The organism is Bosea sp. ANAM02 (genome assembly GCF_011764485.1).
In the GTDB taxonomy this organism is placed as follows: domain Bacteria; phylum Pseudomonadota; class Alphaproteobacteria; order Rhizobiales; family Beijerinckiaceae; genus Allobosea.
This window is the reverse complement of sequence record NZ_AP022848.1, coordinates 444,059-457,624: the sequence shown is the minus strand read 5'-3', so window position 1 is coordinate 457,624 and position 13,566 is coordinate 444,059. Positions and strand designations below refer to the sequence as shown.

Sequence of the window (13,566 nt, the reverse complement as noted above, 5' to 3'; positions counted from 1 at the left end):
ACAACAAACAGAACGAGGGGAGTGGGTTTCATGTTCGGTTTCAGGAAAATGCTGGTGGCCGCCGCGGCGTTCATCGCGCTCGGCCAGCCGGCCAGCGCGTTCGAGCTCGGCATCATCGGTTTCCAGTTCACCTCGGAGACGCATGCCCGCGTCGCCAATGCGGCGGCGGCCGCGGCCAAGGCCAAGGGCTGGAACGTCACGCTGCTGAACTCGGAAGGCGCGCTGCCGAAACATGCCGAGCAGTTCGACGCGCTGATCGCCAAGAAGGTCGATGCCATCATCATCGCCATGGGCAAGCCGGTCGAGGCCGATGCCCAGTTCAAGGCGGCGAAGGATGCGAAAATTCCCGTCATCACCGTGCAGTCGGGTTCGAGCCCGCATGCGCTCTTCGACATCCAGACCAACGAGTACAAGGTCGGCGCCGATGCCGCGCTCTACCTGCTCGGCCAGCTCGGCTACCAGGGCAATATCGTCTCGGCCCGCTTCGACCTCAACGTCGCCTCGCGCATCCGGGGCCGTCTGCTCGACGCCGTCCTCGCCGAGAATCAGGCGGTGAAGGAACTCGGCAAATTCTCGATGGCCCGCACCCAGAGCTGGCGCGACGATGTCCGCGCCGGCATGCAGGCGCTGCTCCTGCAGAACCAGGGCAAGATCAACGGCATCTGGGCCTCGTTCGACGGCCAGGCCTATATCATCGACGACCTGCTGCAGGCTCAGGGTGTGAAGAAGGGCCAGATCCCGCTCGTCTCGGTCGATGGCGGCAAGGAGAGCTACGAGCGCATCGCCGATCCCAGCTCGACCTTCATGGCGACGGTCGCGGTGCCCTTCGAGGAGATGGGCAAGCAGGCGGTCGACGCCATCCAGGCGATCGTCGTCGACAAGAAGCCGAAGGAGAGCATCACGTCCGGCCCCTATCTCTTCACGGAAGCCGTGCTGGTCGACAAGAACAACGTCCAGCAGTTTCTGAAGAAGTGACGGCGCTCGCGCCTTCTGCGTCATGGTCGGGCTTGTCCCGACCATCCACGTCTTCCTTCGTGCAGGGACGGTGTTCAAGACGTGGATGCTCGCCACAAGGGCGAGCATGACGGCAGCGCCAGCCAATCGGGCTCATGACGAGCAATGATGCCATGACCTCAACGATCTCCTCACCTCCCCTCCTCTCGCTGCGCGGCATCGGCAAGGCCTACGGCCCGGTCGTTGCCGTGCGCGATGTCGATCTCGACATCTGCAAGGGCGAGGTCGTGGCGCTCTGCGGCGATAACGGCGCCGGCAAGTCGAGCCTGATCAAGGTCATCTCCGGCGCCGAGGAGGCGACGAGCGGCACGATCAGCCTGCGTGGCAGGCCGGTCACCTTCGCCTCGCCGCATGACGCGCTGGAGAACGGCGTCGCGACGATCTATCAGGACCTTGCGCTGGCGCCGCGCCTCTCCGTCGCCCAGAACGTCTTCATGGGCTCGGAATTGACCAGGCCGGTCCTGCTGCCCTTCCTGCGCATTCTCGACAAGAAGAGGATGGTCGCGGAATCGCAGCGCTATCTCTCCCAGCTCTCCGCCGCCGTCACCGACATGACCCGGCCGGTAGAGCGCCTCTCGGGCGGCCAGCGCCAGGCGGTCGCCATCTCCCGCGCGCTGCGCTGGAACGCCGAGATCATCATCATGGACGAGCCGACCGCCGCGCTCGGCGTCAAGGAAAGCGCGCTCGTCCTCGACCTCATTCGCAAGCTCAAGGCGGACGGGCGCACCGTCATCCTGATCAGCCACAACATGCGCGACGTCGTCGCGCTGGCCGACCGCGTCGTGATCATGGGCGCCGGCCGCAAATACGTGGACCGACCGCTCGGCGACCTCAGCGCCGACGACATCGCCCATCTGATCATGGCCGGCAATGCCAGGGCGGCCTGAAATGCGCGAGACCATCGTCATCGATACCGATCCCGGCCAGGACGATGCCGTCGCGCTGCTGCTCGCCTTCGCCAGCGCCGAGCGGATCGATCTCAGGGCGATCACTACGGTCGCAGGCAATGTACCGGTCGCGCAGACCACGGCGAATGCGCTGCGCATTCGCGATCTCGCCGGCCGTAGCGACATTCCCGTTTATCGCGGCGTCGAAGGCCCGCTGGTCTTTACGCTCGAAACCGCGGAATTCGTCTGCGGCCCCGACGGGCTCGCCGGCGCCGATCTGCCCCAGCCGAGGAGCGAGGCTGCACCCGGCCACGCCGTTCAGGCGATCATCGATCTCTGCCGCGCAGCACCCAACGACGGCATCACGCTCTGCCCGCTCGGGCCGCTGACCAATCTGGCGCTGGCCTTCCGTCTGGCGCCCGACATCCAGCCGAAGGTCAGGCGCATCGTGCTGATGGGCGGAGCCATAGGCCTCGGCAACATCACGCCCGCGGCCGAGTTCAACACCTATGTCGATCCGCATGCGGCGGCGGTCGTGTTCGATTGCGGCCGGCCGATCGTGATGTTCGGCCTCGGCGTCACGCTCCAGGCCATTGCCAGCCATGACCAGATTGCCCGCATCGGCGCGCTCGGCAATGCGGCAGGCAAGGCGGTGCGCGGCATGCTGACGCGCCCGCGCCCCGGCGGGCTCGGCTCGAACGGCCACCCGATGCACGACCCCTGCGTCATCGCCTTCCTGCTCTGGCCGGAACTGTTCGAAGGACGTGACTGCTTCGTGGCAATCGAGACCGGCGACGGCCCCCTGCGCGGGCGCACGACCATCGACTGGAACGGCCGCCTCAAGCGTGAGCCCAACGCCCATGTAGTCTCGGCCGTGAAGGCCCATGACCTGTTCGAGCAGATGATCGAACGCCTCGCCACGCTGCCCTGAGAGATTGAGCCATGCCGCATTTCGTCGAAGCGCTGCAGCAGGAAGCGGCGGAAGCCATTGCGCAGATGCAGGAGGCGGCTTTGCGTGCCCGCCACGCCCATGCCCGCGCCGAACTGATGCGCCACATGCTGACCACGGCCCGCAAGGTCAAAGACAAGCCGAAGGCCGAAGCCGTCGAGACGGTCGTGCGCGAATGGATGGATGCCTGGAATCTCGGCCGCAGCGACTGGCCGCATATCGCGCGCGAGATGGAGGCCTTCACCAAGGCCTTCCACGACTACGCCAATGATCCGAGCGACGCCCATAACACGCGCCTACGCGAGAGCTGCGCCGCGCTCGATGCGGCGCTGGAGCGGGAGGGCACCTCGATCTCCGACCAGATGGCGTTCCGGTCGCAATGCGCCCATGGCTGGTGGGAGCAGGTCAAGCCCGTCCCCGCCGACCTGCCCGGCCGCAAGCCGCGCCCGTCGGTGCCGGCGCTTGAATCCGGCAAGGCATTCTGGGAAGCCGGCTGCGCCGATTTCTGCCGCTGAGCAGGAGCCACCGCCGTCATGCTCGCCCTTGTGGCGAGCATCCACGTCTTGAAAACGACATTGCAAGAAGGAAGGCGTGGATGGTCGGGACAAGCCCGACCATGACGCGAATGCCGATTCAGGGCAGCTGCTGGTTCTCGAAGAACCCGTCCAGCGGGATCTGGGTCGTCTTCTCGAAATCGTCCATCGCGTCGAGCAGGCGCTGGCGATAGTTCAAGAGCGCCAGCAACAATTGCGCCGCATCGCGCGACAACCCGTAGCGCGCCCAGCTCTCGGAGGTGCGCCGCTCGAGCCCGATCTGGTCGCCAAAAGCCTCGACCGTCTCGAAGCCGAGGCCCTGCACGACCTCCAGCAGTTCCTCGGCCGACATGCGCGGCTTCACGACATGGGAATGCACCCGCTCCAGCATGAGGCGGATGTCGGAGGGCCGAAACTGCAGGGAGTTGCGCGCGAACTGCTCGAAATTATTGGCCATGGCGTCTCTCCCGTTCGGCTCCCTCTGTCGCCTGTTTCGCGCTGCCGGCCAGCAGGGCCTCGGCAGCGCCTTCGTCCGTGATCAGCACCTTCGCCGCGCTTGCCCGCAAGGCCGCCCGGATCGCATGTTCCTTATGGGCGCCGCCGGCCGCGATCGCCACGAGGCCGATGCCCCTGAGATCGGCCGGGCTCACCGCCATGATACGCCGGTTCACCGGATGGTCCACCAGTTCGCCCTCGGCATCGATGAAATGGCAGACGAGGTCGCCGACCGCCCCGGCCTTCTTCAAGCCGGCGAGATCCGATTGCGGCAGGAGCCCCTCGCGGAACAGCGTCGAATCCGGCACGAGATCACCGACGCTGACCAGCGCGACATCGGCTGCGCGGGCCCGGTCGAGCAGGTCCCGCAGGGTCGGCTCGCGCCAAAGCGCATCGCGGATCTCGGGATTCGAGACGAAGACCGGCGCGGTCAACTGGAAGCAGTCGGCCCCGAACATGTCGGCGACGCGGCGCGCCACCGCCGACGGGTTGATACTGCGCGAATGGGTGAGACCGCCGAGCAGCGAGACGACCGACATCGCCTCGACCTGGCGCGGCTGCATGCCCCGCAGCGCCAGATGCAGGGTCTGCCCCCAGCCCACGGCCAGCGACATGTTGTCGGTCAGCTTGTCGGAGAGCCACAAGCCCGCGGCATAGCCGACGAGCGCCGAGACGCTGGCCGCATCGCGCGCCGCCGGCACCACCACGGCCTCCTTCAGGCCGAAAGCGGTGACGAGCCCGCGCTCAAGCCCCGCCTGCCGGGCCGAGCGCGCATCGATCCTGATCTTGACCAGCCCTTCGGAGCGGGCAGCCGCCAGCATGCGGATCACCTTGATCCGGCTCAGGCCCAGTGCCTCGGCGATCTGCTCCTGGGTCAGGCCCTCGACATAATAGAGCCAGGCGGCGCGGACCTTCGCCTCCGCCACCGGCATCTCGCCCTGGACCTGCCCTGCTCCGAATGCGTCTTCCACCACGACTCCCGACCGGATCGCCTTGCGGCGTCGCGCCAGCATCACCGCATCGCGCTGTCCAAGGCAACCCGTTTGAACATCTGTGCGCTTGACAGGACGAATGACATGTTCTTTTGTTCCTCCACAAGAACATATGTCATAGGGAGAGATATCGACGATGGCCGCGATCCAGCCGCAGCCGCCTTTGGGCGCGCCCGTCGCCGGCCTGTCCCTGGCCGAAGCCCTCGAACTGCGTGCCAGGGCCGGCAAGCCGGTCCGCGTCGGCCTGATCGGCGCCGGCCAGATGGGCACCGACATCGTCGTCCAGATCTCCCAGATGACCGGCATCGAGATCGCGGCGATCGCCGATATCGCGCCGGATCGCGTCGCCGAGGCTGCCGCGCTCGCCGGCCGCAAAGGCGATGTCGATAATGTGACCGACGAGACCGGGCTCGACGCGGCGCGGCTCAAAGGCCGCATCGCCGCCACGACCTCGCTCGACCTGATCTGCCGCTCTCCCAATGTCGACGTCATCATCGACGCCACCGGCAATCCCGAAGCCGGCTCGCGCGTCGCGCTGACCGCCATCGCGGCGCGCAAGCATATCGTGATGATGAATGTCGAGGCCGACATCACCATCGGCTCCTATCTCGCGGTCGAGGCGGCGAAGGCCGGCGTGGTCTACACGCTCGGCGCCGGCGACGAGCCCGCTGCCGCGATGGAGCTGATCAATTTCGTCCGCGCCATGGGCTATCCGGTCGTCGCCGCAGGCAAGGGCAAGAACAATCCGTTCCGCATCGACGCCGTCCCGGCCGATTATGTCGAGGAAGCCACACGCCGGAACATGAACCCGCGCATGCTCGTGGAGTTCGTGGACGGCTCGAAGACGATGGTCGAGATGGTCGCCATCGCCAATGCCTGCGGCTTCGTGCCGGATATCCCCGGCATGCACGGCCCGGCCGCCCCCAAGGACGAACTCCAGAACTATTTCTGCCCGAAGGAAGAGGGCGGCCTGCTCTCGCGGAGGGGCGTCGTCGATTTCTCCGTTGCCAAGGGCGTCGCACCCGGCGTCTTCGCCGTCGCCGAGATGCGCCATCCCCGCGTCCGCGAGCGGATGAGCGACCTGCATCTCGGCCCCGGCCCGTACTACTCCTTCTTCCGGCCCTACCACCTGACGAGCCTGGAAGTGCCGCTCTCGGCCGCCGCCGCCGTGATCTTCAACCAGAGCCATATGCGCCCGTTGCCGGTGCCGACCTCCGAGGTCGGCTGTGTCGCCAAGCGCGATCTTGCGGTCGGCGAGACGCTCGATGCCATCGGCGAATACGGCTATCGCGGCTTCGCCCTCTCCCGCGCCGATGCCCAGGCCCGCAAGGCGCTGCCGATCGGCCTCGCCCAGGGCGCGACGATGACGCGGCCCGTCCGCAAGGGCGAACTCATCACGCTGGCCGACGCCACGCCCGACGAAAAGCTGAAGATCGTCGCGGTCCGCCGCGCCCAGGACGCGATGATCGCCGCGCTGACCTCCGGAGCCCAAGAATGAGCGCTGAATCCATGAGCGCCGACCAGAAGCCTAACCAGCGGCCGGAACTCGCCGCGCTCGACGATGCGACGGTAGCGCAGGCGCTGACCCGCATGCACCTGATCCGCAAGTTCGAGGAGGCGGCCGAGGCGAGCTACATGCGCGGCCTGATCCACGGCACGATGCATCTCTCGATCGGGCAGGAAGCCAGCGCGGTGGGCACGACGCTGCCGCTCGAAGCGCACGACTACATCCTCTCGACCCATCGCGGCCATGGCCACTGCATCGCCCGCGGCGCCGAGCCCAGGCTGATGTTCGCCGAGTTCTTCGGCAAGGAGACCGGCTATTGCAAGGGTCGCGGCGGCTCGATGCATATCGCCGATGTCGAGGGCGGCAATCTCGGCGCCAACGGCATCGTCGGCGGCGGCTTGCCGATCGCGGTCGGCGTCGGCATGAGCATCAAGGCGCAGAAGAACGGCCGGGTCTGCATGGTCTTCTTCGGCGACGGCGCCTCCAACGAGGGCGCTTTCCACGAGGCGCTCAACATGGCCTCGATCTGGAAGCTGCCGGTCGTTTTCGTCTGCGAGAACAACAAATACGGCATGTCCATGGATATCGGCCACGCCATGGCGGTGGCGAACGTCGCCGACCGCGCGGCGGCCTATGGCATGCCCGGCCATTGCCTCGACGGCAACGACCTCGCTGGCGTCGCGGCCGTCGCGAAGGTCGCGATCGCACGCGCGCGCTCCGGCGAGGGGCCATCGCTGATCGAGTGCAAGACCTATCGCTGGCGCGGCCATTCCAAGAGCGACCGCAATCTCTATCGCTCCAAGGAGGAGATCGAGGAATGGCGCAACCAGGACCCGATCCGGCGGCTGGAGGACGAGCTCAAGGCGCATGACCGCTTCGACGCGGCCACGCTGATGAAGCTCGAAGAGGACGCCCAGCGCGACATCGACGCCGCCGTCGAATTCGCCCGCGCCTGCCCGGACCCCGATCCGAAAGACCTGACCCGTGACGTCTATGCCCTCTGAGACGCTAGAAGCCGTGAGGGAGATCCGCGAGCTCTCCTATGCCGAGGCCGTGCGCGAGGCGCTCGGTCAGGCGATGGAAGCCGACGAGCGCGTCTTCCTCTTTGGCGAGGATGTCGGCGTCTATGGCGGCGCCTTCGGCGTCTCCGGCGATCTCGTTCACCGCTTCGGCAAGGAGCGCGTGATCGACACCCCGATCAGCGAGCTCGGCATCGCCGGGGCGGCGGTGGGCGCCGCGATCACCGGCATGCGCCCGGTACTCGAAATCCAGTTCTCGGATTTCGTCACCCTCGCCATGGAGCAGCTCGTCAACCAGGCGGCCAAGATCCGCTTCATGTTCGGCGGCAAGGCCAGCGTCCCGATGGTCGTGCGCCTGCCCGGCGGCTCCGGCACCGGTGCGGCCGCCCAGCACAGCCAGAGCCTGGAAGCCTGGTTCGCCCATGTTCCCGGCCTCAAGGTGCTCCAGCCGAGCACGCCGCACGACGCCAAGGGCATGCTGCTCGCCGCGATCGATGATCCCAACCCCGTCCTGATCTTCGAGCACAAGCTGCTCTACAAGACCAAGGGCCACGTCCCGGCGGAGGCCTATCGCGTGCCGATCGGCAAGGCCGCGATCCGCCGCGAAGGCACGGATGTCACCATCGTCGGCTCCTCGATCATGGCCCGCAAGGCGGAGGCCGCGGCCGAGCGTCTGGCGACCGAAGGCATCTCGGCCGAGGTGATCGACCTGCGCTCGATCCGCCCGATCGACTTCACCACGATCGCCGAGAGCGTGCGCAAGACGCATCGCCTGCTCGTCGTCTACGAGGGCGTGAAGACCATGGGCATCGGCGCCGAGATCTCGGCGATGATCGCCGAGAGCGAGGTCTTCGATTTCCTGGATGCACCGATCATCCGGCTTGGCGGCGCCGATGCGCCGATCCCATACAATCCGGTCCTGGAGAAGGCAGCCGTCCCTCAGGAGGACGACATCGTCACCGCCGCCGCCAATCTCGTCCGCCGCGGGGAAGCCTGATGCCCATCGAGGTCATCCTTCCCAAGGTCGACATGGACATGGAGACGGGCACGATCGAGGCCTGGCATGTCAAGGAAGGCGACCGTGTCCGCCAGGGCGACACGATCTTCGAGATCGGCACCAACAAGGCCGTGATGGAGGTCGAGGCCCCCGCCACCGGCGCGATCCGGAACATCAAGGCGCAGATTGGCGTGCCGATCTCCGTCGGAACACCCGTTGCGTGGATCTACCTCGATGGTGAGGCCGCCACCACACCGTCCGAGCCGGCAGCCGCTGCGGCCACCGTGGCGGCTGCCACATCCGTTTCGAAGACCGAGGCGCCGGCCGCTCCGGTGATTGCGGCCGCAGCGAGCCCATCCGGCCTGCGCGCGACCCCGCTCGCCCGCCGCATCGCCCGCCAGAACGGCCTCGACCTCAGGACCGTAGGCGGCACCGGTCCGCGCGGACGCATCGGCGAAGCCGACGTGAAGCGCCATATGGAACAGCGGCCGCGCTGCGCTGCGGCGCAGGAGGCACGCCCCGCAACGGCCCCCTCGGCAACTGCTTCCGGAGACCGGCTGCAGCCCTTCTCCGCGATCCGCCGCATCGTCGCGAACCGGCTCTCCGAGAGCATGCGCACCGCCCCGCATTTCTATCTGACGTCCGAGATCGAGATGAGCGCCGCGCGCGACCTGCTCGGCCGCCTCGCCAGGCGTCACGAGCGTATCGGCGCGCCCAAGCCCAGCCTGACGGTGCTGATCGCCCGCGTCGCGGCCCGCATCCTGCGCGATCACCCGGTCATCAACGCCTCCACTGAAGGCGAAGCGACCCGCTTCCACGAGCGCATCGATATCGGCATCGCCATGGAACGCGACGGCGACCTCGTCGTGCCCGTGCTGCGCGATGCCGGCGGCATGGACATCCCCGCCATGGCCCGCGAATTCGCCCGTCTCCGCGAGGGCATGGCCAAGAGGACCCTGACCCCGGCCGAGCTCGGCGGCGGCACCTTCACCATCTCCAATCTCGGCATGTATGGCGTCGACTCGTTCACCGCGATCATCAACCCGCCGCAGGGCGCGATCCTCGCCGTCGGCCGCACCATCGACAAGCCGGTCGGGCGCGGCGGAGAGATCGTGCTCCGGCCGATGGCGAGTTTCACGCTGTCCTCGGATCACCGCATCGTCGACGGCGTCGCGGCGGCCCGTTTCATGGTCGATCTGCGCGAGGCCCTTGAAAACCCGGAGCTGCTTCTGTGAAGGAAGATGGCCGCCGGCCGCAACGCAACGCGGATGGCCGGCAAAAGACGATCTGACACGAAGATCGACCGGCGCGTTTGGCGTAAAGGTCGGCATCGCGACAACGGAGGAGACGAAACCATGACCCTGACACGACGCCGCTTCACGCGACACGGCCTGATGATGACCGCCGCTGCCGCCCTGCTTGCCGCCGCGCCCGCCTTCGCCCAGGCACCGTCCGGCAAGCTCGTGCTCTACACCTCGCAGCCGGAGAAGGACGCGGCCCAGACCACCGCCGCCTTCAAGAAGGCCTATCCGAATGTCGAGATCGAGATCTTCCGCTCCGGCACGACCGAGATCATGGGCAAGCTCGCCGCCGAGATCTCGGCCGGCCAGCCCGGCGCCGACGTCCTGCTGATCGCGGATGCCGCGAGCATGGAGATCCTGAAGGGCCAGAAGCAGCTCCTCGCCTATCCCGGCGCCAGGACCGACGGTCTTCAGCCCGGCTCCTTCGACGCCGACAAGACCTATTTCGGCTCGAAGCTGATCACCACAGGCATCGCCTACAACACCGCGGCCAAGGAGAAGCCGACCTCCTGGACCGATCTCGACAAACCCTCCTACAAGGGCCAGATCGCGATGCCGAGCCCGCTCTATTCGGGCGCGGCCGCGATCATGCTCTCGACCATGACGGCGCGTCCCGATCTCGGCTGGAAGCTGTTCGAGGGGCTGAAGGCCAACGAGGCCGTCGCCGTGCGCGGCAACGGCGCCGTGCTGAAATCCGTCGCGACCGGCGAGAAGGCCTATGGCGTGCTCGTCGATTTCATGGCCTACAACGCCAAGAAACAGGGCTCGCCGATCGAATTCGTCTTCCCCAAGGAGGGCGCGCCGGCCGTGACCGAACCCGTCGCGATCGTGAAGACCACGAAGAACGAGGCCGCCGCCAAGGCCTTCGTCGACTTCATCCTCTCCGATGACGGGCAGAAGCTGGCGCTTGCGATGGGCTATATCCCGGCCAAGCCCAGTATCGGCTCGCCGGCCTGGCTGCCCGCGGGCACCAAGATCAACGTCATGGCCTCCGACATCGCGGCCGTGGTCAAGGCGACGGAGGCCGACAAGGTCCGCTTCGCCACCATGTTCGGCAACTGAGGCCGGACGCGGTGCGCATGACTCTCGCCGATCCCGCGACGCTGCGCACGCGCGTCGAGGAGACGGGCCTCCTCTGGGGGCTCGTCGGCCTCGTCGCCTTGCTGTCGCTGCTGCCGATCGGGCGTCTGATCGTCGAGGGCCTCGCCCCCAGCGGCCAGCTCTCGGCGACGGCGCTCGGCAAGGTCATGGCGAGCCCCGCGACCTGGACGGCGACCTGGAACAGCCTTACCACCGCCATCGCCGGCACGATTCTCGCGACGCTGATCGGCGGGACGGTCGCATTGCTCGCGACGCTGACCGATATCCGCGCCCGCAACGCCTTCACCTTCTGCTTCGTCCTGCCGCTGATGATCGCGCCGCAGGTCACCGCGCTCGCCTGGCTGCAGCTCTTCGGCCCGTCGAGCACGCTGCTGAAGCTGATCGGCACGGCGCCGCCGCTCGGCAGCCGCAACCCGCTCTATTCGCGCGAAGGCATCATCCTGCTGCTCGGCCTGCAATATGCGCCATTGGTCTTCCTGACCCTGCGCGCGGGCCTGCGCGCCCTGCCCAAGGAACTGATCGAGGCCGGCCTCGCCGCCGGCGCGAGCCCTCTCACGGTGCTGCGTACCGTCGTCCTGCCGCTGATGACGCCGCCGCTCGTCGCCGGCATCGCGCTTTGCTTCGTCTCCAGCCTCGGCAATTTCGGCATTCCCGCCTTCCTCGGCATTCCCGGCAATTTCCTCGTCCTGCCGACGCTGATCTACCAGCGCCTCGCGGGCCTCGGCCCCGGCGTGCTTTCCGAGGTGGCGATCCTTTCCCTGCTGATCGGCCTGATCGCGATGGCCGGCATCCTCATGCAGGACGTCATGCTGCGCCGGCGCGATTTCCGGATCACCACGACCTCGAGCGCGGCGCGCCCCTTCGAGCTCGGCCGCTGGCGCCGCCCGGTCGAGATCGGGTTGTGGGCCTTCGCCATCCTCGTGCTCGCCATGCCCTTCCTCGGCCTGCTCTCGACCTCGCTGATCCCCGCCTTCGGCGTGCCGCTGAACGCGAAGACCGCAACGCTCGCCAACTACGCCTATGTGCTGTTCGAGCACGCCGCCTCCAAGCGCGCCTTCGTCAATTCCTTCCTGATGTCGGCGGGCGCGGCCACCCTGATCGTGCTGATCTGCGTGCCGCTCGGCTATTTCATCGTCTGGAAGAAGTCCCGCGCCCTGCGCCTGCTCAATCTCGCTGCGGAACTGCCCTATGCCATGCCCGGCGTCGTGCTCGCCATCGCCGCGATCCTGCTCTTCCTCAAGCCCCTGCCGGTGCTGAACGTCTCGCTCTACAACACGATCTGGATCATCGTCTTCGCCTATCTCGCCCGCTTCCTCGTGCTGGGCCTCAGGCCTGTCATCAGCGGCTATCTCCAGATCGACCGCACCCTGGAGGAGGCCGCCCAGATCGCCGGCGCCGGCCTGCCGCGTCGCCTCGTCACGATCATCTTCCCTCTGGTCGCGCCGGCCGCCGTCGCGGGCGCGCTCCTGGTCTTCCTGACCGCCTTCAACGAGCTCACCGTCTCGGCCCTGCTCTGGTCGTCCGGCGCGGAGACGCTCGGCGTCGTCGTGTTCTCCTTCGAGCAGGGCGGCGATTCCACCTATGCCTCGGCGCTGGCGGCCGTGACCGTACTCGTCACCGTCGGCCTGATGGCCTCCACCAGCCTCTTCGCCCAGAAACTGCCCCAGGGAGTCCTGCCGTGGCGCGACTGACCATCGACCGCGCGCAGAAGCGCTTCGGCTCCTATCTCGCGCTCGACGACGTCTCGATCGCGGTCGAGGACGGCGAGTTCCTGGCCGTGCTCGGCCCCTCCGGCTGCGGCAAGACCACGCTGCTGCGCCAGATCGCCGGCTTCGACAAGCTCGACGGCGGCCGGATCAGCATCGGCGACCGGCTTGTCTCCTCGCCCGCGACCCATATCCCGCCGGAGCATCGCAAGCTCGGCATCGTCTTCCAGTCCTATGCGCTCTGGCCGCATATGACGGTGGCGGAGAACGTCGCCTATGGCCTGACCGTCGCCGGCGTGCGCGATCCGGAACGGGCGAAGCGCGTCGCCGCCGCGCTCGATCTCGTCGGACTGAACGGATTCGCCGAGCGCCGGCCCGGCCTCCTGTCCGGCGGTCAGCGCCAGCGCGTCGCGCTCGCCCGCTGCCTCGTCACCGAGCCCTCGCTGGTGCTGCTCGACGAGCCGCTCGCCAATCTCGACGTCCATCTGCGCGCCTCGATGGAGGAGGAATTCGCTCGCTTCCACGAGCGCACGGGCACCACCATGGTCTACATCACCCATGACCAGGCCGAGGCCATGGCGCTGGCCGACCGCATCGCCGTGATGGATCGCGGCCGACTGCTCCAGCTCGCGACGCCCTCGCTGCTCTATCGCGAGCCCGCCAACGTGACCGTCGCCGGCTTCATCGGCGAAGGCATGGTGCTGCCGGCGACGATCCTCTCCGCGCCGCAGGCCGGGCGCTGCAAGGTCAGCGTGCTCGGCGTCGAGGCCGTCGTGCGCTGCCGGCCCGATCAAGCCGTCACCGGGCAGGCAAAACTCTGCCTGCGCGCCCGCGATATCGGCATCGCTCCCACGGGGCAGGACGGTGTACCAGCCACGGTCGAGCGCCTGTCCTATCAGGGCGGCTTCTTCCGCATGGAAGCCCGCCCCACCGGCAATCAGGACATCGTCCTGCATCTCGACGCGGCCGAGCCCGCTCCCGCCCAACCCGGCGAAGCCATCCGCATCGCCGTCAGCGACGGCTGGGTCATCCCGGAGAGCGTCTCCCTGGACAAGGCTGCGTGAG

General features: G+C 67.6%; 13 protein-coding genes. 11 read left to right on the top strand and 2 right to left on the bottom strand.

Annotated elements, in window-relative coordinates; translation table 11 throughout:
* The first annotated feature begins 30 nt into the window (after window positions 1-30).
* The 4 genes from OCUBac02_RS02250 (at window position 31) to OCUBac02_RS02235 (ending at window position 3,365) form a co-directional block, all read left to right on the top strand.
* Window positions 31-975, top strand: coding sequence for a sugar ABC transporter substrate-binding protein (locus OCUBac02_RS02250; RefSeq protein WP_047577414.1), 945 nt, complete (start codon window positions 31-33; stop codon window positions 973-975).
* A gap of 152 nt (window positions 976-1,127) precedes the next feature.
* Window positions 1,128-1,901 carry an ATP-binding cassette domain-containing protein gene (locus OCUBac02_RS02245; protein WP_173043289.1) on the top strand — a complete coding sequence of 258 codons (774 nt, stop codon included), beginning with the start codon at window positions 1,128-1,130 and terminating at the stop codon, window positions 1,899-1,901.
* Between the two features lies 1 nt (window position 1,902).
* Window positions 1,903-2,832 carry a nucleoside hydrolase gene (locus OCUBac02_RS02240; RefSeq protein ID WP_173043288.1) on the top strand — a complete coding sequence of 310 codons (930 nt, stop codon included), beginning with the start codon at window positions 1,903-1,905 and terminating at the stop codon, window positions 2,830-2,832.
* A gap of 11 nt (window positions 2,833-2,843) precedes the next feature.
* Window positions 2,844-3,365, top strand: a complete 522-nt coding sequence (locus OCUBac02_RS02235; RefSeq protein ID WP_173043287.1) for a hypothetical protein — start codon at window positions 2,844-2,846, stop codon at window positions 3,363-3,365.
* Between the two features lie 118 nt (window positions 3,366-3,483).
* Here the strand turns inward: OCUBac02_RS02235 and OCUBac02_RS02230 are convergent, their stop codons facing one another.
* Together OCUBac02_RS02230 and OCUBac02_RS02225 are read right to left on the bottom strand one after the other, a co-directional pair.
* On the bottom strand, window positions 3,484-3,840 hold the full coding sequence (locus tag OCUBac02_RS02230) for a hypothetical protein (protein WP_047577407.1): 357 nt from the start codon (window positions 3,838-3,840) through the stop codon (window positions 3,484-3,486).
* Entirely contained in the window at window positions 3,830-4,849 is a 1,020-nt protein-coding gene (locus tag OCUBac02_RS02225; protein WP_244639067.1) for a sugar-binding transcriptional regulator, read from the bottom strand. Before OCUBac02_RS02225 ends, OCUBac02_RS02230 begins: the two co-directional genes overlap by 11 nt.
* Window positions 4,850-5,006: 157 nt before the next feature.
* Here OCUBac02_RS02225 and OCUBac02_RS02220 point away from each other — a divergent pair, with 157 nt between their 5' ends.
* The 7 genes from OCUBac02_RS02220 (at window position 5,007) to OCUBac02_RS02190 (ending at window position 13,565) form a co-directional block, all read left to right on the top strand.
* A complete protein-coding gene (locus OCUBac02_RS02220) occupies window positions 5,007-6,368 on the top strand; it encodes an NAD(P)H-dependent oxidoreductase (RefSeq protein ID WP_280528841.1) in 1,362 nt (453 codons plus the stop codon).
* Window positions 6,365-7,381, top strand: a complete 1,017-nt coding sequence (locus OCUBac02_RS02215; RefSeq protein WP_173043285.1) for a thiamine pyrophosphate-dependent dehydrogenase E1 component subunit alpha — start codon at window positions 6,365-6,367, stop codon at window positions 7,379-7,381. The genes OCUBac02_RS02220 and OCUBac02_RS02215 overlap by 4 nt, the downstream gene beginning before the upstream one ends.
* A gap of 13 nt (window positions 7,382-7,394) precedes the next feature.
* The gene (locus OCUBac02_RS02210) at window positions 7,395-8,393 is read left to right on the top strand and encodes an alpha-ketoacid dehydrogenase subunit beta (RefSeq protein WP_465247751.1); all 999 of its coding nucleotides are present in this window, start codon (window positions 7,395-7,397) and stop codon (window positions 8,391-8,393) included.
* Window positions 8,393-9,628 carry a dihydrolipoamide acetyltransferase family protein gene (locus OCUBac02_RS02205; protein WP_173043284.1) on the top strand — a complete coding sequence of 412 codons (1,236 nt, stop codon included), beginning with the start codon at window positions 8,393-8,395 and terminating at the stop codon, window positions 9,626-9,628. Before OCUBac02_RS02210 ends, OCUBac02_RS02205 begins: the two co-directional genes overlap by 1 nt.
* Window positions 9,629-9,748: 120 nt before the next feature.
* Window positions 9,749-10,756, top strand: coding sequence for an ABC transporter substrate-binding protein (locus tag OCUBac02_RS02200; RefSeq protein WP_465247750.1), 1,008 nt, complete (start codon window positions 9,749-9,751; stop codon window positions 10,754-10,756).
* 17 nt (window positions 10,757-10,773) lie between these two features.
* Window positions 10,774-12,486 carry an ABC transporter permease gene (locus OCUBac02_RS02195; RefSeq protein ID WP_173043283.1) on the top strand — a complete coding sequence of 571 codons (1,713 nt, stop codon included), beginning with the start codon at window positions 10,774-10,776 and terminating at the stop codon, window positions 12,484-12,486.
* Window positions 12,474-13,565, top strand: coding sequence for an ABC transporter ATP-binding protein (locus OCUBac02_RS02190; RefSeq protein WP_173043282.1), 1,092 nt, complete (start codon window positions 12,474-12,476; stop codon window positions 13,563-13,565). Before OCUBac02_RS02195 ends, OCUBac02_RS02190 begins: the two co-directional genes overlap by 13 nt.
* The last annotated feature ends 1 nt before the right edge of the window (window position 13,566 follow it).

What these genes read in the sequence shown, in the direction of transcription:
- OCUBac02_RS02250 (WP_047577414.1), top strand. Translation starts at nt 31, where the DNA reads ATGTTCGGTTTCAGGAAAATGCTGGTGGCCGCCGCGGCGTTCATCGCG.
- OCUBac02_RS02235 (WP_173043287.1), top strand. Translation starts at nt 2,844, where the DNA reads ATGCCGCATTTCGTCGAAGCGCTGCAGCAGGAAGCGGCGGAAGCCATT.
- OCUBac02_RS02205 (WP_173043284.1), top strand. Translation starts at nt 8,393, where the DNA reads ATGCCCATCGAGGTCATCCTTCCCAAGGTCGACATGGACATGGAGACG.
- OCUBac02_RS02215 (WP_173043285.1), top strand. Translation starts at nt 6,365, where the DNA reads ATGAGCGCTGAATCCATGAGCGCCGACCAGAAGCCTAACCAGCGGCCG.
- OCUBac02_RS02200 (WP_465247750.1), top strand. Translation starts at nt 9,749, where the DNA reads ATGACCCTGACACGACGCCGCTTCACGCGACACGGCCTGATGATGACC.
- OCUBac02_RS02245 (WP_173043289.1), top strand. Translation starts at nt 1,128, where the DNA reads ATGACCTCAACGATCTCCTCACCTCCCCTCCTCTCGCTGCGCGGCATC.
- OCUBac02_RS02220 (WP_280528841.1), top strand. Translation starts at nt 5,007, where the DNA reads ATGGCCGCGATCCAGCCGCAGCCGCCTTTGGGCGCGCCCGTCGCCGGC.
- OCUBac02_RS02195 (WP_173043283.1), top strand. Translation starts at nt 10,774, where the DNA reads ATGACTCTCGCCGATCCCGCGACGCTGCGCACGCGCGTCGAGGAGACG.
- OCUBac02_RS02230 (WP_047577407.1), bottom strand. Translation starts at nt 3,840, where the DNA reads ATGGCCAATAATTTCGAGCAGTTCGCGCGCAACTCCCTGCAGTTTCGG.
- OCUBac02_RS02240 (WP_173043288.1), top strand. Translation starts at nt 1,903, where the DNA reads ATGCGCGAGACCATCGTCATCGATACCGATCCCGGCCAGGACGATGCC.